The organism is Roseovarius sp. MMSF_3281 (assembly GCF_030733685.1).
Classification (GTDB): domain Bacteria; phylum Pseudomonadota; class Alphaproteobacteria; order Rhodobacterales; family Rhodobacteraceae; genus Roseovarius.
The window spans coordinates 292741-319506 of the sequence record NZ_JASHIM010000002.1 but is presented as its reverse complement, the minus strand read 5'-3'; the positions used below and the strand labels follow the sequence as shown (position 1 = coordinate 319506).

Below are 26766 nucleotides of genomic sequence, written 5' to 3'. Positions count from 1 at the left end.
AATTCTCATAAGGACCAGAACCATGGCTCCCAAAGTACTCGTCTCCGACAAACTCTCGGAAACCGCCGTTCAAATCTTCCGCGACCGTGGCATTGACGTGGATTTCATGCCCGACCTCGGGAAAGACAAGGAAAAGCTGGCCGAGGTGATCGGCCAATACGATGGCCTTGCCATCCGCTCGGCCACCAAGGTCACCCCGACCATCCTTGAGGCCGCCACCAACCTCAAGGTCGTGGGCCGCGCCGGTATCGGCACCGACAACGTCGATAAAGAGGCCGCGTCGAAAAAGGGTGTGATCGTCATGAACACCCCCTTCGGCAACATGATCACCACCGCCGAACACGCCATCGCCATGATGTTTTCCGTGGCCCGTCAAATCCCCGAGGCCTCGGCCTCGACCCACGCGGGCAAATGGGAAAAATCCAAGTTCATGGGCACCGAACTCACCGGCAAAACCCTTGGCGTCATCGGCGCGGGCAACATCGGCGGTATCGTCTGCGACCGTGCCCGTGGCCTGAAGATGAAGGTCATCGCCTTTGATCCCTTCCTTGGTCAGGAAAAGGCCGACAAGATGGGCGTCGAAAAGGTGGAACTGGACGAGCTTCTGACCCGCGCCGATTTCATCACCCTGCACGTGCCGCTGACCGATCAGACGCGCAACATCCTGTCCAAGGAAAACCTTGAGAAAACCAAGAAGGGCGTGCGCATCATCAACTGTGCGCGTGGTGGCCTTGTGGACGAGGCGGCACTGGCCGAACTGCTGAAATCCGGCCATGTGGCGGGCGCGGGCTTTGACGTCTTCGCCGAAGAACCGGCCAAGGATAACCCGCTTTTCAACCTGCCCAACGTGGTCTGCACCCCGCACCTCGGGGCCGCCACCACCGAGGCACAGGAAAACGTGGCCCTTCAGGTGGCCGAGCAGATGTCGGATTACCTGCTGACCGGGGCCGTGACCAACGCGCTGAACATGCCGTCGGTGACCGCCGAAGAGGCCAAGGTCATGGGCCCGTGGATCAAGCTTTCGGATCACCTCGGCAGCTTTATCGGCCAGATGACCGACGAGCCGATCAAGGCCATCAACATCCTTTACGATGGTGTTGTCTCGGACATGAACCTTGAGGCGCTGACATGCTCGGCTGTGGCCGGCATCATGAAATCGGTGAACCCCGAGGTGAACATGGTCTCCGCCCCGGTGGTGGCCAAGGAACGCGGCATCAAGATCTCGACCACCAAGCAGGACAAGTCGGGCGCGTTCGAGGGCTACATCAAACTGACCGTGGTCACGGACAAGCGTGAACGCTCCATCGGCGGTACGGTCTTCTCGGATGGCAAGCCACGCTTCATCCAGATCAAGGGCATCAACATCGACGCCGAGATCGGCGCGCATATGCTTTACACCACCAACAACGACGAGCCGGGCATCATCGGCACCCTGGGTCAGACCATGGGCGAACACGGCGTCAACATCGCCAACTTCACCCTTGGCCGCTCGGCCGCCGGGGCGGAAGCCATCGCGCTTCTTTACATCGATGCACAGGTCTCGCCCGAGGTGATCAAGAAACTTGAGGCGACGGATAAATTCCAGCAAATCCGCGCCCTGCAATTCGACGTGGCTTAACAGCCTGAATTCTGATCGGGGCGCTTACCACGGCGCCCCGATTTCTTTTCACAAAAATCGGTCCGAAGTCTTTTCAAGACGTCGATGCAGCGTCACACTTCGACCATGCAACCGATTTACGCGATCCCCGACATTCACGGACAAAAGGATTTTCTTGATCAAGCGCTCTCGCTGATCGAGGCGGATGGCGGGCGCGATGCGCCTGTGGTCTTTCTGGGGGATTATATCGACCGCGGCCCCGATAGCCGCGGGGTGATCGACACCTTGATCGACGGTCAGGCACAGGGCCGCGATTGGATCACCCTGCGCGGCAATCACGATACCTACCTGCCGCGTTTCTTCGACGCTGGTGAGGTCTATACCAGCAAGGGCCACCCGGACCTGCCATGGTGGGCCAAGCGGCTTGGCGGCGATGCCACGCTTGCCAGCTACGGAATTTCGATCGACGGCAAAGACGATGCGCAAATCCTGGCCGAGACCCACGACAAGGTGCCAACCGCGCACCGGGATTTTCTGCTGGCTTGCCCTCTTTTTCATCAAGAACCCGGCCTGATCTTCATGCATGCGGGCCTGCGCCCCGGAGTTCCCCTGCCGGACCAAACCGCCGAAGACCTGATGTGGATTCGCGAACCCTTCTTGTCCGACCCCCGCGATCACGGGGCCTTGGTGATCCACGGCCATACCGCGCTTGAGGCCCCGCGTCATCATGGCAACCGCGTCAATCTGGATGGCGGGACAGGCTGGGGCCGTCCGCTTCGTCCGGCAGTGATCGAAGAAGGCAGCGTTTGGCTGCTGACGACCAGCGGGCGAGACCCACTTTTGCCCGATGCCTGACCCATCTTTCGCCCGGTTTTCGTACGACTCGTACGACGAGGGCGGTAAAGCGGCTGGGTTTCGTACGAAACACCCCTCTTTGTCGTACGACTCGTACGAATGACGAGGCGTTCCATTTGCCTTCCCGTCCGGCCTGCGGATAGGCTTTGGTCAAACCACGGAAAACAGGAAAGCACCCATGACCGATATCGTGATTCTGGACGGCGCGCGCACTGCCATCGGCACCTTCGGCGGAAGCCTCGCCGGGACCCCGCCAAGCCAGTTGGGCGCCCATGTCACCAAGGCCGCGATGGAGCGGTCGGGCATTGAACCGGCACAGGTTGGTCACGTGGTCTTCGGCCATGTCATCAACACCGAGCCGCGCGATATGTACCTTTCGCGCGTGGCCGCGATGGATGCGGGTATCCCGGATACCGTTCCGGCGATGAACGTCAATCGCCTTTGCGGATCGGGCGCGCAAGCCATTGTTTCTGCAGCACAATCCCTGATGCTGGACGATGCGGATTTCGCCGTGGCAGGCGGTGCCGAGTCGATGAGCCGTTCACCCTTCATCATCCCCGATCAACGCTGGGGCGCGAAGATGGGCGATGTCAAAACGCTCGACATGATGCTGGGGGCCTTGAACTGTCCCTTCGGCACCGGCCACATGGGCATCACCGCCGAGAACGTGGCATCCGAGCATAAGGTGACCCGCGAAGAGCAAGACGCCTTCGCCGCCGAAAGTCAGGCGCGCGCGGCCAAGGCGATCGAGGCGGGGTATTTCAAGGATCAGATCGCGCCCATCGATGTCCGCGTCAAACGCGACATGGTGCCCTTCGACACCGATGAACACCCCAAGCCCACCACCCCCGAAACCCTTGCCGGGTTGCGACCCGCCTTCCAGAAGGACGGCAGCGTAACCGCCGGAAATGCCAGCGGAATCAACGACGGTGCGGCGGCCATGGTACTGGCCCGTGCCGAGGCCGCAAAGGCCGCAGGCCTCAAGCCCAAGGCACGCATCCTTGGCTATGCCCACGCCGGTGTGCGCCCCGAGGTCATGGGCATCGGCCCGGTGCCGGCGGTACAGAACCTGCTGGCCAAGACAGGGCTATCGGCAAGCGATTTCGATGTGATCGAAAGCAACGAGGCCTTCGCCGCCCAAGCCCTTGCCGTGAACAAGGAACTGGGCCTTGACCCCGCCCGCGTAAATCCCAACGGCGGGGCCATCGCGCTTGGTCACCCTGTGGGGGCTACCGGCGCCATCATCACCCTCAAAGCCCTTTATGAGCTTGAGCGCATTGGCGGCAAACGCGGCCTTGTGACTATGTGCATCGGTGGCGGACAAGGTATTGCCATCGCGCTAGAGCGCCTCTGATCATCAGGATCGCTCAGAGCGTTGAAAATCGCCATGGCGCATCACCGCGCTGCGCCATGGCCCTCTGCCGCCCAAATCGCCCAAGTTTAAGCGGTTGTTCACCATAATGCCGGAATGTCCTTCCAGACGACCCAAGTGGGCACGGCGGAGGACGGGGCATGAGCCTTGCCAACAAACTATCGCAAGAACGGCGCGCGCGCCTCGCCGCCGAACGGCTGTTGGAACAAAAACAGGCCGAGCTTCAGGCCGCGAACCGCAAACTGGGCCATCACGCGCGCAAACTCTCGGATGAAATCGTCGAAACCCGGGCCGAGGTGGAAAACGTCCGCGATGAAAACCGCCGCGTGAAATCCGACCTGACTGAAGCCAATCAAAAGATCGAAGTCGCCGAACGCCGCCTTTGGCATTCCATCGAGGCCATTCAGGATGGCTTTGCCTTCTTTGACGCCGATAGCCGGATGATCGCCGCCAACCATGCGTGGCTATCGGTTTTCGACGGGCTTGAGGCGCTTCAACCCGGTATTTCCTATATCGAAATCCTGCAGTTCGCGACCGAGGAGGGGGTCATCGACATAGGCGAGATGCCCCCGGCGGCTTGGCGCGAAGAGATGCTGGACAGATGGCAAAGCCCAAACCCCGAACCGCATGTCATTCGCCTTTGGTCCGGCGAATATATCAAGCTGATCGATCAGCGCGGCCATGGCGGCGACGTGGTCAACCTTGCGCTCAATATCACCGATACCATCAGGTATGAACAACGCCTCAAGGACGCACGCCGCACCGCCGAGGCAGCCAGCCGTGCCAAATCCACCTTTCTTGCCAATATGAGCCATGAAATCCGCACTCCGATGAACGGGGTGGTGGGCATGGCCGACCTCCTCAAGGAAACCGACCTGAACAAGGAACAACTGTTATACACCAACACGATCCGCAACTCGGCAGAGGCGTTGCTGGTCATCATCAACGACGTTTTGGATTACTCAAAGATCGAGGCGGAAAAGCTGACGCTGCATGCCGATACCTTCGATTTGGAACGCTCCATTCATGAGCTTGTCTTGCTGTTGCAGGCCAATGCCCGCGACAAGGGGCTGGATCTGCTGGTGGATTACGACATGTTCCTGCCCACCAAGCTGATCGGTGATCCGGGGCGAATACGGCAAGTTCTGACGAACCTTGTGGGCAACGCGGTGAAGTTCACCGAAACCGGGCATGTCATCGTTCGGGTCACCGGGATTGCCGAAAATGGCACCTGCCGTTTGCACATATCGGTCGAGGATACGGGTATCGGCATTCCGGCGAACAAGGTTGATCATGTATTCGGGGAATTCAATCAGGTTGACGGTGAACGCGACCGCAAGTTTGAAGGCACCGGCCTTGGACTGGCCATTTCCAAGAAACTGATCGGGCTCATGGGCGGCGATATCTGGGTTGAATCGGACGAGGGGACAGGCAGTTGTTTTGGCTTCACGGTCACGTTGCCCTTGGCCGAAGATGCCGATGCCATTGATCCGATTGTCCCCGAGGGCCTACGCCATGCCCTGCTGGTTGAGCCGCACGACCTGAGCCGGGGAATCCTTGAAAAGCAACTCTCTGCGCTTGGCCTGACAGTAAGAAGTTGCGCCAGCGGCAAAGACGCGCTTACTGCCTTGGAGGATGGGACAGACCTTGTCGTGACCGATCATCACATGGCCGATTTGGATGGTATGGAAATGGCCGAGGTCCTGCGCGCCAAGGGGGATGACACACCGGTGATCGTGCTGACCCCGAACACTGGCAGCGCCATGAACGATCCCATGCGGCGGCATCTTGCGGCGGTGCTTCAAAAACCGGTGGCGCGGCGGGAATTGCTCGATGCTCTGCGTACGATAGAAACAAACGCGCCCGGACCACCCGCCCACGCCGAGGGCAAGGCCCCCCCGCCCCAAGACAAGACCCCGTTACAAGGCACCGCACGCGCCGTCCGGGTCTTGGCCGCCGAGGATAACAAGACCAACAGGCTGGTCTTTTCCAAGATGGTTCAGGCACTCGATATCGAATTACAATTTGCCGAGAACGGCAAAGAGGCCGTGAACCTGTTCCAAAGCTTCGCGCCGGACGTGATCTTCATGGATATCTCCATGCCGGGTATGGACGGCAAGCAAGCAACCGGTGCCATCCGTGCGCTTGAAGGTGGCAATGATCATGTACCGATTGTCGCCATGACGGCCCATGCCATGGATGGTGACGATGCCGATATTCTTGCGGCAGGGTTGGATCACTACCTGACCAAACCCCTGCGCAAGGCCCAGTTGATTGATCACATTTCACGCGCGCGGCCCGAGGGTGCGCGCGACCCGGCGCCGTGATCAGGCGTCGGCGGCGCGCACGAAAACGGGCTTGTCGGCTTCGGACAATTCTGGACGGTATTGATAGCCGCCGGTATCGAACTCGGTCAGGGCCTGCGCATTGGTCAGGCGCTGTTGAATGATATAACGCGCCATGGCCCCGCGCGCCTTTTTGGCATAGAAGCTGACGATCTTGGGGCCGCCGGGTTTGTCTTCCATGAAGACCGGGGTAATCACCCGCAAACCAAGGGCCTTCAGGTCGACAGCGCCGAAATATTCCTGACTGGCGCAATTGACGAGGATATCGGTTTTCACCTCGTCCGCCTGCGCCCTGAGGGCCTTGGCAATCTTGTCACCCCAATAGTCATAAAGCGTCTTGCCCTTCTCGGTCTTCAACCGGCTGCCCATTTCAAGGCGATAGGGCTGGATCGCGTCCAGCGGGCGCAGCACGCCGTAAAGGCCCGACAGGATGCGGAAATGATCCTGCGCCCAAGCCATTTCATCTGCGTCGAGCGAGGCCGCCTCAAGCCCTTGATAGGTATCCCCGGCAAAGGCGAGTGCCGCCGGTTTCTCCTCCATCTCGCCGAAATCGCTGAACCGGTCGCGGTTCAGCTTGGCAAGGCTTTCGCTGATCTTCATCAGCTTTTGCAGGTCATCCACCGACAGCCCGCGCGCCACCTTCGCCAGATCATCGGCCTCGGTTTGAAACGCGGGGCGCGTGGGGCTGATCCCCTCAACCGGGTCCATGTTCATTTTCTTGGCGGGCGAGACAACAACAAGCATTCCGAATTCCCTATATTCAGCGTTGCGACTGATTTAGTCCGCCGCTTGCAAAACGTCCAGAAACGCCGGGCCAAAGCGTTCGGCGCGGCGTTCGCCAAGGATGCGCGTCAGGCTGTCCAGATCGCCGGGGCGGCTACTGGCCACCTTGGCCAAAAGCGTGGCGGAGCAGCTAAGCGGTTTGTCGATGCCACCTTCACCACGCGCCAGATCGGCCTGCACCTCAAGCAGTTGATCGTAAAGAGAGCCCGCCGCGCGCCCCGCCAGCTTGCGGCGGGTTGGATGCATGGCCTCGGCCTCGCCATTGATGACCGACAGGAAATCATCGCCGTATTTTTCAAGCTTCTTGGCCCCCACCCCGCCGATACGGGCCATGTCATCAAGGCTGTTGGGGCGTTTCTCGGCCATTTCGATCAGGGTACGGTCATTGAAGACCACATAGGCCGGCACCTTGGCGGCCTCGGCCAAGGCGCGGCGCTTGGCCTTGAGGGCGGAAAGCAGCGGCGCATCTTCGTCCGAAACAAGCGCCTTGGCGGCGGGACGGCGGGTTTTGGGAACAAGCGTGTCACGCCGCAGGGTGATCGCCTCTTGATCGCGCAAAAGCGGCAGGGCCTTGTCGGTCATCCGCAGGGCGCCGTGGCGTTCAGGGTCAGGGCGGATAAGGTCATGGCCCATCATCTGCCGGAACACGCCTTGCCAGTTGCGCCGCTCCAACTCACGGCCCACGCCGAAAGTGGGCAGTTGATCGTGCCCGCGCGCCTGCACCTTCTCGGTGGCGTTGCCGATGAGAATATCAATCAGATGCCCCGCGCCAAAGCGTTCCTCGGTCCGCAGGATCGCCGACAGCGCCTTGCGCACCGCTTGAGTGCCGTCGAAGGTTTCCGGCGGGGTATCGCAAAGGTCGCAATTGCCGCACGGCGTCGCCTCTTCCCCGAAATAGCGCAGCAAGGTCGCGCGGCGGCATTCAAGGGCTTCGGCCAGACCAAGAAGCGCGTTCAACCGCCCATGATCGGCCATGCGGCGTTCGGGCGGGGCAAGCCCCTCGTCAATCTGGCTGCGGCGCAGGCGGATGTCGTCGGGGCCGAAAAGGGTCAGGGTTTCGGCAGGCGCGCCATCCCGCCCCGCGCGGCCGATCTCCTGGTAATAGGCCTCGATCGACTTGGGCAGGTCGGCATGCGCCACCCAGCGGATATCGGGTTTGTCCACGCCCATGCCAAAGGCCACCGTGGCCACCACGATCAAGCCATCCTCGGTGCTGAAACGCCCTTCGACATGGCGACGCTCATCGGCCTCCATCCCGCCGTGGTAATGGCAGGCGTTGTGCCCCGCCTCGCGCAGGGCGGCAGCCAGGCTTTCTGTCTTGGCCCGCGTGCCGCAATAAACAATGCCCGATTGCCCCTTGCGCGCGGCCGAGAACTCAAGGATCTGCCGCCGGGGGCTGTCCTTGGGCGCAAAGCCAAGATGGATGTTGGGCCGGTCAAAGCCTTCAAGGAAGGTTTGCGGCGCGGTACCATCGAACAGCTTTTCGACAATCTCATCGCGGGTTTCGGCATCCGCCGTGGCCGTGAACGCGGCCAAGGGAACGTTCAGCGCGCGCCGCAACTCCCCGATGCGCAGGTAATCGGGCCGGAAATCATGGCCCCATTGGCTCACGCAGTGGGCCTCGTCCACGGCGATCAAGGAAACACCGATCCGGCGCAGCATCCCCATGGCCGATCCTGCCGCCAAACGCTCGGGTGCGATGTAAAGCAGCTTCAACTGCCCCTGATCAAGCGCGCCCCAGACAGCGGCGGTTTCTTCCTCGGTATTGCCCGAGGTCAGCGCGCCGGCCTCAACCCCCGCCTCGCGCAGGGCGCGCACCTGATCGCGCATTAGGGCAATCAAGGGCGAGATGACCACGGTCACCCCGTCACGCATCAGCGCCGGAAGTTGAAAACAAAGGGATTTCCCGCCACCCGTCGGCATGATGGCCAGCGTGTTGCACCCTTGATGGATGGTATGCACGATCTCCTCCTGCCCGGGGCGGAAGGATTCATAGCCGAAAACGTCGCGCAATAGCGTGGCAGCGCTCTGCATGAGAAAGCCCGTAAGATTTTAATTGTCTGCTCTTACAGGTGACTTTTTCACACTAAGATTCGGTAAACAAGGCCCGGATCAGTAAAAGGCCTGCATGTTGTTCATCAGGATGATCCGCAGGGCATAAACCGCGATCAGCGCCACCAGTGGGGCAAGGTCGATCCCCGACATTGGCGGCAGGATACGCCGGATCGGCGCATAGATCGGCTCGAGTATCCGGTTCAGGCCGTACCAGATTTGCGCGACAAACTGCTGGTGCAGGTTGAGCACCTGAAAGTTGATCAGCCAACTCATGATCACATGGGCGATGATGAAGAACCACAGCACATCAAGCAGCAGCATGAGAATCTGAAACAACGACAGCATGGGTAACGTCCTTTGGTGGTCAGTGCGCCCAAGACCTAAGCGCGTGATCTGCAAAGCGCAAGTCTGACGCGGGGTTGTGGTTGACCTTCGCGGCCTGTCCAATGACAAACCGCGCAAAGGAGATGTGCCCATGTACCCTGTGATCCGCCTGATCTGGCAAATGTTCAAACACCGCAAGGACGCCCCCCTTGGCGTGACCGATACCCACGTTTCGCGGCACATGTGCCTGCCTTGGGATATCGACCTTTGGATGGAACTGAACAACGGTCGCACCCTGACCCTGTTCGACATGGGGCGCATTCCGCTGGCGCAACGGGTGGGCCTGATTGCCGCTTTGAAACGGCGCAAATGGGGGCTGACCGTGGCCGGGGTCTCGGTGCGCTATCGCCGCCGCATCCGGATGTTTGAAACCGTTGAGATGCAATCACGCGCGGTCTGGTGGGACGACAGGTTCGTCTATATCGAACAATCCATGTGGAAGGCCTCGGGCGAATGCGCAAACCATATCCTGTTGCGCACCGCCGTGACGGGCAAATCGGGGATCGTTCCCCCCAATGAGGTAATGGCCGAAGTGGGCCAGAACCTGACGCGCCCCGATGCGCCCGAATGGGTCAACGCATGGATCGACGCCGACACCAAACGCCCTTGGCCGCCAATGCAGGAATGACTTGCCAGTTCTGGCCATAGCCTGTCTTATCGCCCCAAATGCAGAAGGGGCATGAGCATGGCCGAGATTTCCGCAAAGAAACGCATCTGGGGCTGGTATGCCTTCGACTGGGCCAGTCAACCCTATCATACCCTGCTGGTTACATTCGTTTTCGGCCCCTTCTTCGCCTTGGTCGCGAAGGAACATTACCTGTCGCTTGGCCAAGATGCCGAAGCCGCCAAGGCCAGTGCGCAAAGCCTGTGGTCCTTTGGCCTGACCATCACCGGGTTGATCATCGGGTTCGGTGCGCCGTTTTTCGGGGCACTGGCCGATACAGCGGGCAAACGCCTGCCTTGGATCGTTGGGTTTTCGGTGCTCTACGTCATCGGGGCATCCGGGATTTGGTTCATGTCGCCCGATGGCTCCAACCTGATGTGGGGCCTTGTGACGTTCGGCATTGGGTTTATCGGCGCCGAATACGCCCTGATCTTCATCAACTCGCAACTTCCCTCGCTTGGCAAAAGCGACGACGTGGGGCAACTTTCCGGCTCGGGCTTTGCCATCGGGTATATCGGCGGGTTGGTCGCGCTTGCCATCATGCTGCTTCTGTTTACCGAACAGCCCAACGGCAAAACCCTGATCGGGCTGGACCCCGCCTTTGGCCTTGATGCCGAACAGAACGAGGGCACACGCTTTGTCGGGCCCTTCGTGGCGCTATGGTATGCGGTCTTCATGGTGCCCTATTTCCTCTGGGTCCGTGATATTGGCCCGCCCGCCCAAGGGCGCGGTGTGGGCGATGCCCTGCGTCTTTTGGGGCGGTCGGTGAAAGGGTTGAAGCGCCGGGTCAGCCTGACGTCCTACCTTGTATCGTCGATGCTCTATCGCGACGCGCTGAACGGGCTTTATACCTTCGGCGGATTTTACGCGAACCTCGTGCTGGGGTGGAGCATCGTGTCGATCGGGATTTTCGGGATCATCGGCGGAATTTCCGCTGCCCTGTTCAGTTGGCTGGGGGGCAAGGCCGACAAACGCTTTGGCCCCAAACCCGTGATCCTCGTGGCGATCTGGGGTTTGATGCTGGTTTGCGTGACGGTTGTCGGCATGGACCGCGAGCAACTCTGGGGCATCGCCCTGCCTGAAGGGTCAAGCCTTCCCGATGCGATTTTCTTTGGATGCGGGGTACTTATCGGCGGCTTCGGTGGCACGCTTCAGGCGGCCAGCCGCTCGCTCATGGTGCGCCATACCGACCCCAAGGCCCCGACCGAAAGCTTCGGCCTCTATGGCCTGTCGGGGCGGGCCACGGCCTTTATCGCACCGGCGCTGATCGGGGTTGCCACGACGATAAGCGGCAGTGCGCGAATTGGCGTGTCGCCCTTGATAATCCTTTTCCTGATTGGTCTTCTGCTGCTACGCTGGGTCAAGGCGGAAGGAGATCGGGACACATGGGCCGCACCCTCACAATCATCGCGTTAACCCTTGGTTTGTCGGCCTGCGGCGGATCGGCGCCAGAGGTTAACAGCCCCGCGAAGAAAGTCGTTTCAACGCAGAATATCCCGGCATCAATGCGCGGCGTGCATGCCAAGCAATTGTTTGGGCAAAAGAAAAACGCATCGCCACAACGGGATGAACCGTTTGGCAGCTACTCCAAGGGCTGTATGGCCGGGGGCGCGCAATTGGCCGAAACCGGCCCCACATGGCAGGCCATGCGCCTAAGCCGGAATCGCAACTGGGGTCACCCGGAAACGATTGATTATATTCAGAAACTTTCGCGCGCGGCCGCGCGTCAACCGGGGTGGAACGGCCTTTACATCGGCGACATCAGCCAACCGCGCGGGGGGCCGATGCTTTCGGGGCACCGCAGCCATCAGATCGGCATGGATGTCGACATCTGGATGCGCCCTGCGGACCGGTTGAACCTGAGCCGATCCGAGCGCGAGGGCATATCCTCGATCTCGATGCGGCGTGCTAAGGGTGCCTATACAAACGATAAATGGACGCGGGCACATCACGAGATCATCAAGGCCGCCGCCAAGGATTCGCGCACGGCGCGGATTTTCGTGTTTCCGGGGGCCAAGGTGCAGATGTGCAATGATGAAAAGGGCGACCGCGCGTGGCTCAGGAAGATCCGGCCGTGGTGGGGGCACCATTATCATTTCCATGTGCGCCTGAAATGTCCTGATAATGCAAGGGGTTGCGTGAATCAAAGCCCGCCGCCGCCCGGCGATGGCTGTGCCGATGCGCAGGAGTGGGTGAACAACATCCTCAACCCGCCGCCGCCCGACCCCGACGCGCCCAAGCCGAAACCCCGGCGCGAGTTGACCATGGCCGACCTGCCGGGCCAGTGCGTTTCGGTGCTTCAATCAGAGTAACGCCATATCTGGAGGAAAAAATTACACCCGCCACTGTATTTTGTTTTGACAACTACGAAATCTGTGGCAGGCTGTGGATAAGTTCAACAACTGAAAGGAGGTGGTCCAGTGTCTATAAAGGGATTGGAGAGAGGTGTCGGAACAGTCAGGGGAGGCACCGTCTGAGGCAGCCCTCGGGCGTATGACCACCCGGATTGGCATGGCCTAACCGCCCCGCCTCCGTTAACCTTTAGAGGGCCGTTTCGTTAACCGAAACGGCCCTTTGAATTTTGTACGTTTTGTACAGAGACCCCCGGAGTTTTGTACAGACCTCCACCCCGCCACGAAGACCTCTGTACAGTTTGTCCAGACGACGCCGTTGAGAGCCCATGAAAGTTAACGACCAGATCACAATCGAAGACTGGGAACTGACCGAACAGTTCATCCGCGCCTCGGGCCCCGGCGGGCAGAACGTCAACAAGGTGGCGACGGCGGTGGAACTGCGCTTCGAGGCGGACCGCTCGCCCAACCTGCCCGATGCGGTGAAACGCCGGTTGCGCCGGGTGGCGGGGCGACGCTGGACCAAGGACGGCGCGCTGGTGATCCAGGTGGAAGAAACCCGTTCACAGGCCCGCAACCGCGAGATCGCGCGGGAGCGCCTGGCCGAGTTGATCCGCAAAGCCTGCGAAAAACCCAAACGGCGGATCCCGACGCGCCCCACCCTGGGGTCAAAGAAACGCCGGTTGAAGGCCAAGAAGGTGCGCGGTGAGAAGAAGGCGTTGAGGGGCAAAGTTGATGGGGAGGAGTGAAGCGCCCCGGGCTTGACCTGGGGCCTCGGGTCAGACCGTGAGGTCCCGGGTCAAGCCCGGGAAGGGTGACTGCGGGTACCGTGATACCGATGTTCCACCGTCATGGCCCCCACCCTGTGGGGGTGGGGGGGCCGCGCGGCAAAGCCGCGCCAGACAGAGAGCCGGTGGATTGAAGCGAGTACCAAGAATTGGTATATTGCGGACGAAGGAGACAGCCCATGCCGCGCAACACCTCGGTCGTCCTGAGCGATCACTTTAACGATTTCATAACCAAAGCCGTGGAATCTGGCCGCTATAACTCGGCCAGTGACGTGGTGCGCGCGGGATTGCGGATGTTGGAAGCGGAAGAAGAAAAACTGCAACGCCTGAGGGCGGAATTGCAAAAGGGCATCGACAGCGGTTTCATCGAAGATTTCGATTTCGATGAATTCTTGGCTGATATGAACGCCAAGCATCGCGCATGATGCACTTGCGCCTTTCGCATGAGGCCCGGCAGGACCTGCGTGGTATCTGGGAATATTCTGCGGAGAAATGGGGCCCACAACAGGCCAACAGATACTTGGATGCAATCCGCGCCGCGATTACGGGGTTAGCGGATGGCACCACAGTCTCCCGCAGCGCCGAGGATGTCTTGCCCGGATGCCACAGGGCGACCAGCGGACGGCATGTTGTTTATTTCCGAGAAGATGCCGATGCCGTTGAGGTGATCCGAGTCCTGCATCAGCGGATGGATGCGGGACGGTGGGTTTGAGACTTATTGAGCCAGAGCTAAAGATAAATACAAGTCTCATTGCTTACAGATATGGATTGCGCGGCGGTAAGCCCTCTAACATTGCATGGTCTTCACAATATCGAATGTGTTCCATTGCCTTGAAGGCCAGCTCTGGGTGCCTGTCAACTGCGGTATTCCACCAATCTTGAGGACAGTCGGGATTGGTTGTGTCTACATCTACGAGGATATTCTCGTCCCAAATACGTAAGAGCCTGAGAAGTACGTTCAAAGGATATTTCCTGTCGTCAAAACTAACCTCACATTCATAAGAGTCGCCACCACGCCCGATGTGGATCAAGCCGTATTTGTCAATTGCTGTTCGGTCGTTGCTGAAATCTTGCCCCAAGAGCGTTTTCTGGCGTTCCATCACCGAGGGTGCGCCCAAGGCCGGCCTGAAGGGATATCCAGCATCGCCACCATCGCCACCAATTGCGAGGCCATTGCCTACCACTTCGGCGCTCCCTCCATCACCACCAATACCTAATGCACCACCTTTCCCGCCTATACCGCCGACTGCCGTACCTTGCCCAACAACCTTGGCATTTCCGCCACGGCCACCTAAGCCAAAAAACTTCTGCTCGCGTCCACCTTTCTTGCGCACATGGGTCCAAACCCAAAAAATAAACCCACAAATGGCAGCGAGAAGGCCTCCCAACCAGGATAGCAAATCTCGATTGTCTGAATTCAGAATATATTCCCAAACGTCCTGTAAGTATTCCATTGGCGGTTTATCTTCCTAAATCCCTAAACAACAACCTCCATCTCCTCCTGCTCACCCACGCCAAACACCCGTTTATACCGGGTGATCTCCTCCTCCGGTCCCATGGCTTTTTTCGGGTTGTCCGAGAGTTTCACCGTGGGGCGCCCGTTGGCCGCCACGGCCTTGCAGACCAGGGAGAAGGGGGCGAGGGCGTCGTTTTCGGTGAGCCCTCGGAAATCGTTGGTCAGGAGTGTCCCCCAGCCGAAGCTGAATTTCACGCGGCCGTAGAATTGTTTGTGCAACTCGATGATCTTGTCCTCGTCCAGCCCGTCGGAAAAGATGATCAGCTTCTCGCGCGGGTCTTCGCCGCGGGTTTGCCACCAGCGGATGGCGGTTTCGGCCCCGGTGGCGGGATCGCCTGAATCGATGCGGATGCCTGTCCAGCCGGCCAGCCAATCGGGCGCGTGATCGAGGAAGCCTTGGGTGCCGTAGGTGTCGGGCAGGATGATGCGCAGGTTGCCCTCGTGCTCCTCGTGCCAGTCGGCCAGCACCTTGTAGGGGGCCTGGCGCAGGGCCTCGTCATCCTTGGCCAGCGCGGCATAGACCATGGGCAGTTCGTGGGCGTTGGTGCCGATCGCCTCAAGATCGCGGTTCTTGGCGATGAGACAGTTGGAGGTGCCGACGAATTTCTCGCCCAGACCTTCGCCCATGGCCCGCACGCACCAATCCTGCCACATGAAGGAATGGCGGCGGCGGGTGCCGAAATCGGCGATGCGCAGGCCCGGCAGGCCCCGCAGGCGTTCGATCTTGCCCCAAAGCTTGGTCATGGCGCGGGCGTAGAGAACCTGCAGTTCGAATTTCTTCATGTCGTGCAGGACAGCGCGCGAGCGCAGTTCCATCAGCACCGCAAGCGCCGGGATTTCCCAGAGCATGACCTCGGGCCATTTGCCCTCGAAGGTCAGTTCGTACTGCCCGTCGCGTTTTTCGAGGTGGTAGGGGGGCAGGCGCAGGTTTTCGAACCACTCCATGAAGGCGGGGGTGAACATCTGGCGTTTGCCATAGAAGGTGTTGCCGCGCAGCCATGTGCTTTCCCCGCGCGACAGCGAGAGGGAGCGGATATGATCAAGCTGTTCGCGCAGCTCGCCTTCGTCGATGAAGTCGGCAAGGCGGATGGATGTGCTGCGGTTGATGAGCGAGAAAGTCACATCGGTGTCGGGCTTGTTGCGAAAGACCGATTGGCACATCAGCAGCTTGTAGAAATCCGTGTCGATGAGGGACCGCACGATGGGGTCCATCTTCCAGCGGTGGTTGTAGACGCGGGTGGCGATATCGACCATGGCGGGCCTCCGGGGAATAATCCCGCCCGGTTAAAGCAAAGCGGGCGGGGGGTGGCAAGGTCAGGACGCGGCAAGCGTGGCGCGAATGTCCTTGAGAAGGGAAGAGGCCCCGAAGCGGAACAGGGTGGGCTGGAGCCATTCGGGGCCAAGGCGGGCATGGGTGGCGGCCATGTAAGGCAGGGCCGCGCGGGCGGTGGAAATGCCGCCGGCGGGTTTGAAGCCGATGCGAAGGCCCGTCGCCTGATGGTAGGCCTGGATCGTGTCGAGCATGGCAAGGGCTGTGGGCAGGGTGGCGTTGGTGGCTTCCTTGCCGGTCGAGGTTTTCACCACATCGGCCCCGGCCATCATCGCGGTCAGGGCGGCGCGGGCGACGGTGGTAAGATCGCCCAATTCCCCCACCGAGAGGATGCATTTCAGGTGCGCGTCCCCACAGGCCATGCGCAGGGCGCGGATATCATCGTAAAGCGCCCCCCAATCGCCTGACAGGGCGAGGTAGCGGGGCACGACGATGTCAATCTCCTTTGCCCCGGCGGCAACGCTGTCTTCAACTTCGATGACGCGGGCGCGAGGGGAGGAAAGGCCCGCCGGGAACCCGGCCGAGACCACGGCGACGGGGATGTCCGAACCTTCGAGCGCGGCAAGGGCCGCGGGGATCATCGCGTGATAGACACAGACCGCGCCAACGGTCAGGCCCCCTGCCCCGTACTTCTCCGCCAGATCGGCAGGCAGGGGCGCGCGGGCGGTTTCGCACAAGGCCTGCACCCGCGCGGGCGTGTCATCGCCCGAAAGCGTGGTCAGGTCCATGCACTGGATCGCACGGATCAGCCATGCGGCGTGATGGGGGCCCGCATCCGCACAGCTTGCCTCGATCTCGGCGGCCTCTGCCGCGATCGCGGGCTCGTCCACCTGCACACCGTTCAGCCACTGCGGATCAAGCGCCTGCCCCGGGTTGCGGGGCGGATAGGTGGCGGCAAGCGGTGGCGGGGCAATATCGGTAAAGCGGCGCATGGCAGATCCCTGGTAAGACGTGGCCCAAGCTGTTGCATGCGCCCTGCCCCGTGGCAACCCAAGGCCCACCCCGCAAATGCGCAAAAACTGCACAACTGCTGCGGCGCCCGTGCAAAGCCGCGCTTTAGGCAAGGCCCCGAACCATATGCAAATGAGGGGCAAGACCATGAAAAGCTTTCTCGTGCGGGGCGTTCCCGCGTCGATCCAGACAGACAGTTGGTGGATGGACGGGATCACCCGCCACCTGCCGCCCCCCCGCGCAGACGGGGCGCGCGGGCCGGGGCGGTTGGAACGCATCGGCGCGCTTGCGGCGCTGATCCTGCTGGCCGATATGCTGCTTTGGGGGGTGGATGCGGGCCTGTCGCTGGCCCTGTTCGGCGCGATGCTGTTGTTTGCCGGGCTGGCGATGCGCGATGGCAAGGGGTGGGGCGGTTTCATCCTTGGGGCTTTCCTGATGCTGCCCTTGGTAGAGCAGGTGCAGGTGCTTTCCATCCTGTTTTGGTGGATCGGCCTGTTGATGGGCGCGGCGTGGATCGGATTGGGCGGCTGGCCCGGCCTGGCCGGGGCGATACGCGGCGCGCTGCGCCTGATCTGGCTTGGCCCTTGGCAGACGGCGAATGACCTGTGGAACGGGTTGAGCATGACCGGGGGGCCAAGCACAGGCACATTGTCCAAGGCCGTTTTGGGATGGGCCTTGCCACTGGGAATGAGCCTGATTTTCCTGAGCCTGTTGATCGAGGCGAACCCGGTGTTCGAAGACTGGGCCGTGGGCCTGTCGAACGTGGAATTGCCCGATCTGTCGCGCGTCAGCTTTTGGGCCGGGATCGCGGTGCTGATCTGGCCAGTGCTCAATCTGGCGGAGTTTCAGGAACGCTTGCGCCCGCCCGGGCGCGTGGATCGCCACGGCCCGCGCCGCCTGCCCCGGTGGTTGAACCCCGAGGCGGTGCGCCGGTCGGTCATCCTGTTCAACCTGATCTTCGCGGTGCAAACGGTGATGGACCTGACCTACCTTTGGGGCGGTGTGGCCCTGCCCGAGGGGGTGGGCCATGCGCAATATGCCCATAGGGGGGCTTATTCGCTGTTGGTGACCGCGCTTTTGGCAGGCGGTTTTGCCATCGTCGCACGCCCCTTTGCCGAGGCGGATCGGTGGTTGCGTGCCGCCTTGCTGTTCTGGGTGGCGCAGACGGTGTGGCTGGTCATCTCGTCCATGCTGCGGCTGGAGCTTTACGTGGGTGTTTACGGGCTGACCCGGTTGCGCCTGTCGGCGGCCATCTGGATGGGGCTTGTCGCGGTCTTGCTGGCGTTGGTCTTGTGGCAGATCGTGGCGCGCAAGCCCGCCGGGTGGCTGGTGCTGCGGGGCATGGCGCTAAGTGCCGGGGTTTTGTACCTGTCCCTCTTCCTGAGTTTCGATCGCGCGATCGCGCATTACAACCTGACCCACGAGGTCCGAAAGGACGCCTATTATGTCTGTCGGCTTGGCCCCGCGGCCCTGCCGGAAATCCGCGCCTATGGGCGGCGGACCGGGCATAATTTGTGCAAGCAGTTCAATTTCCCGGAACCGCGACAGATCGGCAGCGGTGACTGGCGTGAATGGGGGTTTCGGGACTGGCGCGTGTTGCGTAGGCTTGAAAAGTTGGAAACCAGTGCGCCGGGTGCCTGAAATGAGTAAGGTTCTGATTGTCGATGACGACCCTGAAATTCGATCTGTTCTTCGGATCACGTTGAAGCAGGCCGGCTACGAGGTATCCGAGGCGGGCGACGGGCCGGAGGGCTTGGCCAAGGCCCGCAACGGACAGGCGAATTTGATCGTGCTGGATATCGGCCTGCCGGGGATGGATGGCCTTGACCTGTGCCGCCGCTTGCGGGCCGAACGCGAGACCCCGGTGCTGTTCCTGACCGCGCGGGACGACGAGATCGACCGCGTGCTCGGCTTCGAACTGGGCGGCGACGATTACGTGACCAAGCCGTTTTCACCGCGCGAATTGCTGGCCCGGATCAAGGCGATCCTGAAGCGCAGCGGCGGCGCGTCCGAGGCGGCGGCCCTGCGGCGTGGGGTTCTGATGCTGGACCCGGCGCGGCACCTTTGCGAAGTGGCCGGTGACGCGGTGGCCCTTACTTCGCGCGAGATGGGGCTTTTGGCGCATCTCATGGCGCGGCCCGATCACGTGGCGACCAAGGCGCAATTGATCGACGCGGTTTATGGCGCAGGGATTCATGTGTCTGACAGGACGCTGGACAGCCATTTGCGCAACCTGCGCGGCAAGCTGGACGAGGCGGGCTGTACCGGGGCGATCGAGACCGTGCATGGCGTGGGTATCAGGATGGGGCCATGCCAGACCGCGTAAGGCAGAAATGGCGCCCGCCCCTTGCGTTGGTGCTGGGCGGGACATTGGCGGCGGTGCTGTGCCTGCCACTGGTCGGGATCGCCTATTTCAAGCTGGCGGGAAATATCCTTGGCTGGGCCGAGACCGCCTGGATGATCTTCTGGATGGCGGTGGTGGCAACCTGCGTTCTGGGCTTTCTGGTCTGGCGGTTGGTGTTGCGGCCGGTCTATGCGCTGACCGAACACGCCAAGGCGGTGAAGGCCGGGGCGCGCGATGCGCCGGTGCCGCGCCACTACGGGACGCCGGAACTGTCGGAACTGGGGCAGGCGGTGATCGACATGGGCAGCACCTTGCAGGACCGCGAGGCGGGGCTGAGGGCCTATACCAATCATGTGACCCATGAATTGAAATCGCCTTTGACCAGTTTGATCGGCGCGGCGGAATTGCTGGAGGCCGATGCCGCGCCCGAGGATCGCGCGGCGCTGATCGGCACGGTGCAGCGCGCGGCACTGGCCATGGAAGACAAGCTTGAGGCGCTGCGGCACCTCTCGGCCGCGCGGGAGCCGGTGGGCCGGGGGCCTGCGGCGCTGTCCGAGGTGGTGGAGGAGATACGGCAGCAGGCCGGGATCGAGGTGACGCTGGAGGGCGAAGCCAAGGTGCCGATGGATGCGGCGGCCCTGGGCGCCATCCTTGGGCACCTGGCGCAGAACGCCGAGGCGCATGGCGCGACACGGCTGACCATCACGGCGCGCGAGGGGCAGATCACCGTGGCCGACAATGGCCCCGGCATCGAGGCGGGCAACCGCGCCCGCGTCTTCACGCCGTTCTTTACCACGCGGCGGGCCGAGGGCGGCACCGGCATGGGCCTGACCATCGTGCAGACCATGCTGGAGGCCGTGGGATGGAAGATCGAACTGTTGCCCTCGGACGGTGGGGCGGTGTTCGAACTGCGCTTTTAAAATTTGTTTTTGCAAATCATTCGCAATTTAGTTGACTTAGTTGCAAGTGACTCTCATATTCGCGGCAATGCAGAATATACGAGAAAGCGATTCCATGTCCCTGACCCGCCGTGACCTTCTGGCCCTTGCCGCCGCCAGTCTTGTTGCCCGCCCTGCCACGGCGCAGGCCCGCCTTTCGGTCGTGGCCTCGACGGGTATGATCGCCGATGCCGCGCGGCGCGTGGGGGGCGATGAGATCGAGGTGCGCGCCCTGATGGGGCCGGGGGTTGACCCGCATTCCTACCGCCAGACGCGCAGCGATATCGCCGCCATGACGCGCGCCGACCTGACGCTTTGGCATGGTCTGTACCTTGAGGCGCAGATGGAAGAGTTTCTTCTCAAGCTGGGCCGCCGCCGCAACGTGGTCGCCGTGGGCGAGGCGGTGCCGCAGGCCGAATTGATCGGCCACGAGGATTACAGCGGCAAGTTTGACCCCCACGTCTGGATGGTGCCGGAATTATGGGTGCCCGTGGTGCGCGCGGTACGCGATGCGCTGGCCGATGTGGCCCCGGACCGGGCCGAGATCTTCGCCGCCAATGCCGAAACCTATATCCAAGAGGTGACCCGGCTTGGCAGCTATGCGCGCGGTGTTTTGCAAACCGTGCCAGAGCCCGCCCGCGTGCTGCTGACCGCGCATGACGCCTTTGGCTATTTCGGGCGCGCCTATGGCTACGAGGTTCTGGGCATCCAGGGGATTTCCACGGAATCCGAGGCCGGCCTCAACCGCATCCGCACCCTTGTCGATATGCTGGTAAAGCGCGATATCGGCGCGGTTTTCGTTGAAACCTCGGTCTCGGATCGCAACATTCGCGCGCTTGTCGAAGGGGCCGCCGCCAAAGGGCACGAGGTGCGCATCGGCGGTGAGCTGTTCTCGGACGCGATGGGCGAGCCGGGCACCTATGAAGGCACCTATCTTGGCATGATCGACCATAACGCCACGGTCATCGCCGCCGCCCTTGGCGGGCAGGTGCCCGAGCGCGGGATGGATGGCAAACTGCGGATTGGGATGTAATAGATGGCCTTGCGATTGGCCCGCGAAGGCGGGCACCCGAAACCGAAAGCCGACCACAGCCACAGCCCGCTAGCCATTCGCGGCCTCACGGTCAGCTATGGCGAGAAACCGGCGATATTCTCGGTCGACATGACGGTGGAACCCGGCGCGATGACGGCGATCATCGGCCCCAATGGCGCCGGGAAATCGACGCTTCTCAAGGCCGCCCTGGGCGTGGTGAAGCCGCTTTCGGGCAGCGTGAGCTGCTGGGGCGCGCCCTTGGCCAAGATGCGGGCGCGCATCGCCTATATGCCGCAGCGCGCCAGCGTCGACTGGGACTTCCCGACGCGGGTGATCGACGTGGTCTTGATGGGCATGCAGCGCGAGTTGGGCCTTTTGCGCCGGGTGCGCACCACGCATCTTGAGCGGGCGATGTCCTGCCTGTCGCGGGTCGGCATGGAGGGCTTTGCCGACCGTCAGATCGGCCAGCTTTCCGGTGGACAGCAGCAACGGGTCTTCCTGGCCCGCGCCCTGGCGCAAGAGGCGGACCTGTACCTGTTGGACGAGCCCTTCGCGGGCGTCGATGCCGCCACGGAAAAGACGATTATCGCCGTGCTGAAAGACCTCAAGGCCAAGGGCATGACCGTGGTCGCGGTGCATCACGACCTGTCCACCGTGGGCGATTATTTCGACCGGGTTTTCCTGATCAATACCCACAAGGTGGCCGAGGGGCCGGTGGGCACGAGTTTCACCGAAGAAACCCTGCAGGCCGCTTATGGCGGGCGGTTGGCCAATCTGCCCAAGGGCGCGGTGGGCTAGACCATGCTGTGGGAGGCACTGTTTCTGCAACTGGGCTATAACGCCACGCTAGTCACCATCGGCGCGGCTTTGCTGGGCATGGCCGCCGGGGCGACGGGGGTTTTCCTGTTTCTGGGCAAACGGGCGCTGGTCAGCGATGCGATCAGTCACGCCACCCTGCCCGGTGTCGGGCTGGCCTTTATCGTCATGGTGGCGCTGGGCGGCGATGGCCGGGCGCTGTTGGGGCTTTTGCTGGGCTCGGCCCTGTCGGCGGGCCTGGGCCTTTTGTGTGTCAGTTGGCTGACCCGCGCGACGCGGCTGGGTGAAGACGCGGCGATTGGCGCGGTGCTGTCGGTATTCTTTGGCTTCGGCATTGTCCTTTTGACGGTGATCCAGTCGATGACAGCCGGACGGCAGGCGGGGCTTGAAAGCTTCCTGTTGGGATCGACCGCCGGGATGCTTTGGAACGACGCGGTGATTATCGCGCTGGGCGGTGCCGTGGTTCTGGCGCTGGTGGTGCTATTGCGCAGGCCGATGGCGGCGGTGGCCTTCGACCCTGAATATGTCGCGGCCAGCGGCGGTGATGTGCGGCGGATCGAGCTTGCAATGATGGGGCTGGCCATGGCGATCACGGTCGTGGGGCTGAAGGTTGTGGGCCTCATTCTGATCGTGGCGCTGCTTATTATTCCCGCCGTGGCCGCGCGCTTTTGGTCCGAGCGTGTCGGGCACGTGGTTTTGATCGCCGGGGCCATCGGCGGGGCCTCGGGATGGGTCGGGGCGGCGGTGTCCGCGACCGCGCCGAACCTGCCCACCGGGCCGATTATCGTGCTGGTCGGCTTTGGGTTGTTCCTTGGCTCTTTGCTGTTGGCGCCCGGGCGCGGGATTTTGGCCGCGGCCCTGCGGCACCGCCGGTTTCAACGCCGGGTGCATTTGCGGCAGGGGTTGCTGGCGCTGGCGCAGGGCCAACCGATTTACGAGCGTCTGACCCTGCGCCTGATGCGGGCCGCGGGCCATGTGCGCGCCGATGGCGTGGCGACCGAGGCGGGCCGCGCGCAGGCCGCCCGCGCGCTGCAGGACGAACGCCGCTGGCACCTGTTGCGCAGCGACCCGCGGCACGAGGCGGCGGCGGCGCGCTATGACGGGTTGACCCCGCTGGAGCGGGTCTTGACCCCCGACCAGATCGCCGAGTTGGACCGTGAACTAAAGCCGGAAGGGATCGCATGATGGGTGAGGAATTCGTGGCGCTTTCATTGCCGCCGATGGTGATCGGAACCTGTGCCGCCGTGGCCTGTGCCCTGCCCGGCAATTTCCTGTTGCTCAGGCGGCAGGCCCTGATCGGCGATGCGATTTCGCACGTGGTGTTGCCGGGGATCGTGGCGGCGTTCCTGGTGACCGGGGTGATCGCCGCCCTGCCCATGATGCTGGGCGCGGGGGTGGCGGCGCTGGTGGCCGTGGGTTTGATCGAAGTGATCCGGCGGCTGGGCCGGATCGAGCCGGGGGCGGCGATGGGCGTGGTCTTTACCGCGATGTTTGCCGGTGGCGTGCTGCTGTTGGAACAATCGGATACATCCAGCGTGCATCTGGACGTGCAGCACGCGCTTTACGGCAATCTGGAAAGCCTGATCTGGCTGGATGCCTTTGGCTGGTCCTCGCTGTTCGAATGGGAGGCCTTGAAGGGCCTGCCGCCCGAATTGCCGCGCATGGTGGCGACATTGGGTTTTGTCAGTGCCTTTACATGGGTCTTCTGGCGGCCCCTGAAAATCAGCAGCTTTGACGAGGGGTTCGCCCGTACCGTGGGCCTGCCCACCGGGGTCCTGGGCCTGTCATTGGTGGTGGTGGCCGCGATCGCGGCGGTGGCGGCCTTTGACGCGGTGGGGTCGATCATCGTGATCGCGATGTTCATCTGCCCCCCCGCCGCCGCAAGGTTGATGACCAACCGGCTTGAGGTGCAGGTGGGCTGGAGCGTCGGCTTTGCCGTGATCTCGGCGGTTCTGGGCTATGTTCTGGCGGGCTACGGGCCGCTGTGGCTGGGCTTTGACGACGCGGTGAGCGCGGCGGGGATGATCGCCACGGTCTCGGGCGTGATCCTTGCACTGGCCGCGCTTTTCGGGCCGGAGCGGGCGTCGGGATCAGAGGCTGCCGCTTGACCCAACCGTCCCGGGCTTTCCCGGCTGCACTTAACCGCAGATGTGTTTGACCATGGCGCTGTCGGGGTCTTTCAGCGCATCGATGACATCGAAATGATGCGTTCCGGGGGCGATGTGCATGGGGGCGCCCCATGCCTCGGAAAGCCATTTGGCCTGATCCAGAAACACCGGCCGCTCCTCGGCGCCGACCCAGATGTTCACCGGCAACTGCATCGGCGTCATCAACACCGGGCTTTCCGCCTCGGCCGCCGCGAGGTCCAGCCCGAACTGATCGTTCATCGAGGTTTCCAGAAGCGGGCGCAGGTCGGCCACGGGCGAGATCGGCACCACCGAGGACAGCCGCGCGACCAGGTCGTCGGGCAAGACCCCCGGCACCGCCATGCGCGACACAAGGTGCCCCCCGGCGGAATGGCCTGTCAGGGCGATGGGGCCATCGGTGTGCGTTGCAGCAACCCCCACGGCCTGCGCGATCTGCCCGGTGATCCGGGCGATGGTCACATCGGGGCAAAGGTCATAAGACGGCATCGCCACGGCCCAGCCCCGCGCCAAGGGGCCAGCGGCAAAATGCGACCAATAGGAATGATCGAACCGCAGCCAATACCCGCCATGCACGAAGATGCACAGCCCCGTGGCGGGGCCTTCGGGCAGGAAGATATCCATCACCTGGCGGTCGCTGTCGCCATAGGTCAGCCCAAGGCGCGCACGGCCCGCGCCCTCAAGCCCCTTGCGAAATTCTGCCGCTAATCGCGCCCAGCGCGGCGGATAATTGTCCGCGCCGGGGATATGGGCGGCATTGGCATAGGCATCGTCCAGCGGTTTCATGGTCATCCCTTCCATTCCCTTGTGCAATATCCTAGGTCTCTTGCCAAGACAGGTGCAAGGCGCCTTGCCATTGCACACCCAGGACAAAGGAAGAGAAACGCCATGACCAAGACCGATCTGAAATCGCTTTTGAAAGACCCCAGCCTTCTGGCCGAACAGGCCTACCTGGCGGGCGATTGGGTGGATGGCGATGAAGGCACTTTCGAGGTGACCAACCCGGCGCGCGGCGATGTGATTGCCCATGTTGCCGACCTGAGCCGCGCACAGGTCTCCAATGCCATTGCCAAGGCCGAAACGGCCCAGAAGGACTGGGCCAAGTGGACGGGCAAGGAACGCGCCGCCGTGCTGCGCAAGTGGTTCGACCTGTTGATGGAAAACCAGGACGATCTTGGCACCATCCTGACCGCCGAACAGGGCAAGCCACTGGCCGAGGCCAAGGGCGAGATCGCCTATGGTGCCAGTTTCGTTGAATTTTTCGCCGAAGAGGCCAAGCGCATCTACGGCGAGACCATCCCCGGCCACCAGCGCGACAAGCGCATCACCGTGATGAAACAGCCCATCGGCGTGGCCGCCTCGATCACGCCGTGGAACTTTCCCAACGCGATGATCACCCGCAAGGCCGCACCGGCGCTGGCGGCGGGCTGTGCCTTCGTGGCGCGGCCTGCGGAACTGACGCCGCTGTCGGCCACGGCCATGGGCGTTCTGGCCGAGCGGGCGGGTATCCCCAAGGGCGTCTTCTCGGTGGTGACATCCTCGAATGCCTCGGAGACCGGCAAGGAGTTCTGCGAAAACCCCATCGTGCGGAAACTGACCTTTACCGGCTCGACCAACGTGGGGCGTATCCTGCTGCGGCAAGCCGCCGACCAGGTGATGAAATGCTCGATGGAACTGGGCGGCAATGCGCCCTTCATCGTGTTCGACGACGCCGATCTGGACGCCGCCGTGGAAGGCGCCATCATGTGCAAGTTCCGCAATAACGGGCAAACCTGCGTTTGTGCCAACCGGATTTATGTGCAGGCGGGCGTCTACGATGCCTTCGCCGAGAAACTGAAGGCCGCCGTTGAAAAGCTGAAGATGGGCGATGGTATGGACGACGGTGTGGCGCTTGGCCCGCTGATCAACGCGCAGGCCGTGGAAAAGGTTCAGAACCATATCGCCGATGCCAAGGCCAAGGGCGCGAACGTGATCCTTGGCGATCGTGACGCGCCGCAGGGGCCGGGGTATTTCCTGCCGCCGACCATCGTGACCGGGGCGACCAAGGAAATGGAGTTTTCGACCGAGGAAACCTTTGGCCCGCTGGCACCCTTGTTCAAGTTCAAGGACGAGGACGAGGTGATCGACCTTGCCAATGACACGATCTTTGGCTTGGCCAGCTATTTCTATGCCAAGGACCTGAGCCGCGTTTACAAGGTGGCCGAGGCCCTGGAATACGGGATCGTGGGGGTGAACACCGGCATCATCTCGACCGAGGTGGCCCCGTTTGGCGGGATCAAGCAATCGGGCCTTGGCCGCGAGGGCAGCCACCACGGGATCGAGGACTTCATGGAGATGAAATACGTCTGCATGAGTGTCTGAGGCCACAGGCCGACAGCCCCGCGCATTGGCACCGCGCGCCCCGCAATCCGGGGCGCGCGGTTTTTTGCAGGCATGCGCCGCTTGCGATTCAAATTGCGGGGAGACCTGCCTATATTCACCCCAGCACATCCCGTATCGA

General features: G+C 62.2%; 25 protein-coding genes. 18 read left to right on the top strand and 7 right to left on the bottom strand.

Features of this window, described 5'->3' with window-relative positions:
* The first annotated feature begins 22 nt into the window (after positions 1-22).
* From serA to RBB32_RS04190, 4 genes are all read left to right on the top strand, one after another.
* Positions 23-1618, top strand: a complete 1596-nt coding sequence (serA, locus tag RBB32_RS04205; RefSeq protein ID WP_306151426.1) for a phosphoglycerate dehydrogenase — start codon at positions 23-25, stop codon at positions 1616-1618.
* Positions 1619-1723: 105 nt separating this feature from the next.
* Positions 1724-2452, top strand: a complete 729-nt coding sequence (locus RBB32_RS04200; RefSeq protein ID WP_306151425.1) for a metallophosphoesterase family protein — start codon at positions 1724-1726, stop codon at positions 2450-2452.
* 178 nt (positions 2453-2630) lie between these two features.
* Positions 2631-3806: an acetyl-CoA C-acyltransferase family protein gene (locus RBB32_RS04195; RefSeq protein WP_306151424.1), complete on the top strand. Its 1176-nt coding sequence runs from the start codon at positions 2631-2633 to the stop codon at positions 3804-3806.
* Positions 3807-3964: 158 nt separating this feature from the next.
* Positions 3965-6151 carry a response regulator gene (locus RBB32_RS04190; protein WP_306151423.1) on the top strand — a complete coding sequence of 729 codons (2187 nt, stop codon included), beginning with the start codon at positions 3965-3967 and terminating at the stop codon, positions 6149-6151.
* Here RBB32_RS04190 and yaaA read toward each other — a convergent pair whose 3' ends face one another.
* The 3 genes from yaaA to RBB32_RS04175 form a co-directional block, all read right to left on the bottom strand.
* Positions 6152-6913 (bottom strand): peroxide stress protein YaaA, encoded by a 762-nt coding sequence (gene yaaA / locus RBB32_RS04185; protein WP_306151422.1) that lies wholly within the window; start codon positions 6911-6913, stop codon positions 6152-6154.
* A 33-nt stretch (positions 6914-6946) separates the two neighbouring features.
* A complete protein-coding gene (recQ, locus tag RBB32_RS04180) occupies positions 6947-8986 on the bottom strand; it encodes a DNA helicase RecQ (RefSeq protein WP_306151421.1) in 2040 nt (679 codons plus the stop codon).
* Between the two features lie 78 nt (positions 8987-9064).
* Positions 9065-9352 (bottom strand): YggT family protein, encoded by a 288-nt coding sequence (locus tag RBB32_RS04175; protein WP_306151420.1) that lies wholly within the window; start codon positions 9350-9352, stop codon positions 9065-9067.
* Positions 9353-9482: 130 nt separating this feature from the next.
* Here RBB32_RS04175 and RBB32_RS04170 point away from each other — a divergent pair, with 130 nt between their 5' ends.
* The 6 genes from RBB32_RS04170 to RBB32_RS04145 all read left to right on the top strand — a co-directional run bounded on the left by RBB32_RS04170 (position 9483) and on the right by RBB32_RS04145 (position 13906).
* Complete coding sequence (locus RBB32_RS04170) at positions 9483-10019, top strand: acyl-CoA thioesterase (RefSeq protein ID WP_306151419.1); 537 nt, start codon at positions 9483-9485, stop codon at positions 10017-10019.
* Between the two features lie 57 nt (positions 10020-10076).
* Complete coding sequence (locus RBB32_RS04165; protein WP_306151418.1) at positions 10077-11471, top strand: MFS transporter; 1395 nt, start codon at positions 10077-10079, stop codon at positions 11469-11471.
* Between the two features lie 89 nt (positions 11472-11560).
* Positions 11561-12367, top strand: coding sequence for a penicillin-insensitive murein endopeptidase (gene mepA / locus RBB32_RS04160; RefSeq protein ID WP_371931017.1), 807 nt, complete (start codon positions 11561-11563; stop codon positions 12365-12367).
* A gap of 368 nt (positions 12368-12735) precedes the next feature.
* A complete protein-coding gene (gene arfB / locus RBB32_RS04155; protein ID WP_306151416.1) occupies positions 12736-13155 on the top strand; it encodes an alternative ribosome rescue aminoacyl-tRNA hydrolase ArfB in 420 nt (139 codons plus the stop codon).
* A 218-nt stretch (positions 13156-13373) separates the two neighbouring features.
* Entirely contained in the window at positions 13374-13619 is a 246-nt protein-coding gene (locus RBB32_RS04150) for a type II toxin-antitoxin system ParD family antitoxin (protein ID WP_306151415.1), read from the top strand.
* Positions 13616-13906 (top strand): type II toxin-antitoxin system RelE/ParE family toxin, encoded by a 291-nt coding sequence (locus RBB32_RS04145; RefSeq protein ID WP_306151414.1) that lies wholly within the window; start codon positions 13616-13618, stop codon positions 13904-13906. Before RBB32_RS04150 ends, RBB32_RS04145 begins: the two co-directional genes overlap by 4 nt.
* Positions 13907-13949: 43 nt before the next feature.
* Here RBB32_RS04145 and RBB32_RS04140 read toward each other — a convergent pair whose 3' ends face one another.
* Genes RBB32_RS04140 through deoC form a run of 3 tightly spaced genes read right to left on the bottom strand, consistent with a single transcriptional unit; the run spans position 13950 to position 16972 of the window.
* Entirely contained in the window at positions 13950-14648 is a 699-nt protein-coding gene (locus RBB32_RS04140) for a hypothetical protein (RefSeq protein ID WP_306151413.1), read from the bottom strand.
* Between the two features lie 23 nt (positions 14649-14671).
* A complete protein-coding gene (gene pncB / locus RBB32_RS04135; RefSeq protein ID WP_306151412.1) occupies positions 14672-15964 on the bottom strand; it encodes a nicotinate phosphoribosyltransferase in 1293 nt (430 codons plus the stop codon).
* A gap of 60 nt (positions 15965-16024) precedes the next feature.
* On the bottom strand, positions 16025-16972 hold the full coding sequence (deoC, locus tag RBB32_RS04130) for a deoxyribose-phosphate aldolase (RefSeq protein WP_306151411.1): 948 nt from the start codon (positions 16970-16972) through the stop codon (positions 16025-16027).
* 166 nt (positions 16973-17138) lie between these two features.
* Between deoC and RBB32_RS04125 the strand changes: the two genes are divergently transcribed.
* The 7 genes from RBB32_RS04125 (at position 17139) to RBB32_RS04095 (ending at position 24230) form a co-directional block, all read left to right on the top strand.
* Positions 17139-18632 carry a DUF4153 domain-containing protein gene (locus tag RBB32_RS04125; RefSeq protein WP_306151410.1) on the top strand — a complete coding sequence of 498 codons (1494 nt, stop codon included), beginning with the start codon at positions 17139-17141 and terminating at the stop codon, positions 18630-18632.
* 1 nt (position 18633) lies between these two features.
* Positions 18634-19317 (top strand): response regulator transcription factor, encoded by a 684-nt coding sequence (locus tag RBB32_RS04120; RefSeq protein ID WP_306151409.1) that lies wholly within the window; start codon positions 18634-18636, stop codon positions 19315-19317.
* Positions 19302-20255, top strand: coding sequence for a HAMP domain-containing sensor histidine kinase (locus RBB32_RS04115; RefSeq protein WP_306151407.1), 954 nt, complete (start codon positions 19302-19304; stop codon positions 20253-20255). The genes RBB32_RS04120 and RBB32_RS04115 overlap by 16 nt, the downstream gene beginning before the upstream one ends.
* A 94-nt stretch (positions 20256-20349) precedes the next feature.
* Entirely contained in the window at positions 20350-21306 is a 957-nt protein-coding gene (locus tag RBB32_RS04110) for a metal ABC transporter solute-binding protein, Zn/Mn family (RefSeq protein ID WP_306151406.1), read from the top strand.
* A gap of 3 nt (positions 21307-21309) precedes the next feature.
* Positions 21310-22104, top strand: a complete 795-nt coding sequence (locus tag RBB32_RS04105; RefSeq protein WP_306151405.1) for a metal ABC transporter ATP-binding protein — start codon at positions 21310-21312, stop codon at positions 22102-22104.
* Between the two features lie 3 nt (positions 22105-22107).
* Positions 22108-23307 carry a metal ABC transporter permease gene (locus RBB32_RS04100; protein WP_306151404.1) on the top strand — a complete coding sequence of 400 codons (1200 nt, stop codon included), beginning with the start codon at positions 22108-22110 and terminating at the stop codon, positions 23305-23307.
* On the top strand, positions 23304-24230 hold the full coding sequence (locus tag RBB32_RS04095; protein ID WP_306151403.1) for a metal ABC transporter permease: 927 nt from the start codon (positions 23304-23306) through the stop codon (positions 24228-24230). Before RBB32_RS04100 ends, RBB32_RS04095 begins: the two co-directional genes overlap by 4 nt.
* Before the next feature lie 30 nt (positions 24231-24260).
* On the opposite strand, the gene RBB32_RS04090 is transcribed toward RBB32_RS04095, so the two are convergent.
* The gene (locus RBB32_RS04090; RefSeq protein ID WP_306151600.1) at positions 24261-25052 is read right to left on the bottom strand and encodes an alpha/beta hydrolase; all 792 of its coding nucleotides are present in this window, start codon (positions 25050-25052) and stop codon (positions 24261-24263) included.
* A 102-nt stretch (positions 25053-25154) separates the two neighbouring features.
* Between RBB32_RS04090 and RBB32_RS04085 the strand changes: the two genes are divergently transcribed.
* Complete coding sequence (locus RBB32_RS04085) at positions 25155-26627, top strand: NAD-dependent succinate-semialdehyde dehydrogenase (RefSeq protein WP_306151402.1); 1473 nt, start codon at positions 25155-25157, stop codon at positions 26625-26627.
* Positions 26628-26766 lie beyond the last annotated feature (139 nt).

Bases quoted from the DNA above. Each gene is read 5' to 3' on its own strand.
- RBB32_RS04175 (WP_306151420.1), bottom strand. From the start codon at position 9,352: ATGCTGTCGTTGTTTCAGATTCTCATGCTGCTGCTTGATGTGCTGTGG.
- arfB (WP_306151416.1), top strand. From the start codon at position 12,736: ATGAAAGTTAACGACCAGATCACAATCGAAGACTGGGAACTGACCGAA.
- yaaA (WP_306151422.1), bottom strand. From the start codon at position 6,913: ATGCTTGTTGTTGTCTCGCCCGCCAAGAAAATGAACATGGACCCGGTT.
- RBB32_RS04105 (WP_306151405.1), top strand. From the start codon at position 21,310: ATGGCCTTGCGATTGGCCCGCGAAGGCGGGCACCCGAAACCGAAAGCC.
- RBB32_RS04110 (WP_306151406.1), top strand. From the start codon at position 20,350: ATGTCCCTGACCCGCCGTGACCTTCTGGCCCTTGCCGCCGCCAGTCTT.
- RBB32_RS04125 (WP_306151410.1), top strand. From the start codon at position 17,139: ATGAAAAGCTTTCTCGTGCGGGGCGTTCCCGCGTCGATCCAGACAGAC.
- RBB32_RS04145 (WP_306151414.1), top strand. From the start codon at position 13,616: ATGATGCACTTGCGCCTTTCGCATGAGGCCCGGCAGGACCTGCGTGGT.
- RBB32_RS04170 (WP_306151419.1), top strand. From the start codon at position 9,483: ATGTACCCTGTGATCCGCCTGATCTGGCAAATGTTCAAACACCGCAAG.
- RBB32_RS04100 (WP_306151404.1), top strand. From the start codon at position 22,108: ATGCTGTGGGAGGCACTGTTTCTGCAACTGGGCTATAACGCCACGCTA.
- RBB32_RS04090 (WP_306151600.1), bottom strand. From the start codon at position 25,052: ATGAAACCGCTGGACGATGCCTATGCCAATGCCGCCCATATCCCCGGC.
- RBB32_RS04095 (WP_306151403.1), top strand. From the start codon at position 23,304: ATGATGGGTGAGGAATTCGTGGCGCTTTCATTGCCGCCGATGGTGATC.
- RBB32_RS04195 (WP_306151424.1), top strand. From the start codon at position 2,631: ATGACCGATATCGTGATTCTGGACGGCGCGCGCACTGCCATCGGCACC.
- RBB32_RS04190 (WP_306151423.1), top strand. From the start codon at position 3,965: ATGAGCCTTGCCAACAAACTATCGCAAGAACGGCGCGCGCGCCTCGCC.
- RBB32_RS04200 (WP_306151425.1), top strand. From the start codon at position 1,724: ATGCAACCGATTTACGCGATCCCCGACATTCACGGACAAAAGGATTTT.
- mepA (WP_371931017.1), top strand. From the start codon at position 11,561: ATGCGCGGCGTGCATGCCAAGCAATTGTTTGGGCAAAAGAAAAACGCA.
- RBB32_RS04140 (WP_306151413.1), bottom strand. From the start codon at position 14,648: ATGGAATACTTACAGGACGTTTGGGAATATATTCTGAATTCAGACAAT.
- recQ (WP_306151421.1), bottom strand. From the start codon at position 8,986: ATGCAGAGCGCTGCCACGCTATTGCGCGACGTTTTCGGCTATGAATCC.
- pncB (WP_306151412.1), bottom strand. From the start codon at position 15,964: ATGGTCGATATCGCCACCCGCGTCTACAACCACCGCTGGAAGATGGAC.
- RBB32_RS04165 (WP_306151418.1), top strand. From the start codon at position 10,077: ATGGCCGAGATTTCCGCAAAGAAACGCATCTGGGGCTGGTATGCCTTC.
- RBB32_RS04115 (WP_306151407.1), top strand. From the start codon at position 19,302: ATGCCAGACCGCGTAAGGCAGAAATGGCGCCCGCCCCTTGCGTTGGTG.
- RBB32_RS04150 (WP_306151415.1), top strand. From the start codon at position 13,374: ATGCCGCGCAACACCTCGGTCGTCCTGAGCGATCACTTTAACGATTTC.
- serA (WP_306151426.1), top strand. From the start codon at position 23: ATGGCTCCCAAAGTACTCGTCTCCGACAAACTCTCGGAAACCGCCGTT.
- deoC (WP_306151411.1), bottom strand. From the start codon at position 16,972: ATGCGCCGCTTTACCGATATTGCCCCGCCACCGCTTGCCGCCACCTAT.
- RBB32_RS04085 (WP_306151402.1), top strand. From the start codon at position 25,155: ATGACCAAGACCGATCTGAAATCGCTTTTGAAAGACCCCAGCCTTCTG.
- RBB32_RS04120 (WP_306151409.1), top strand. From the start codon at position 18,634: ATGAGTAAGGTTCTGATTGTCGATGACGACCCTGAAATTCGATCTGTT.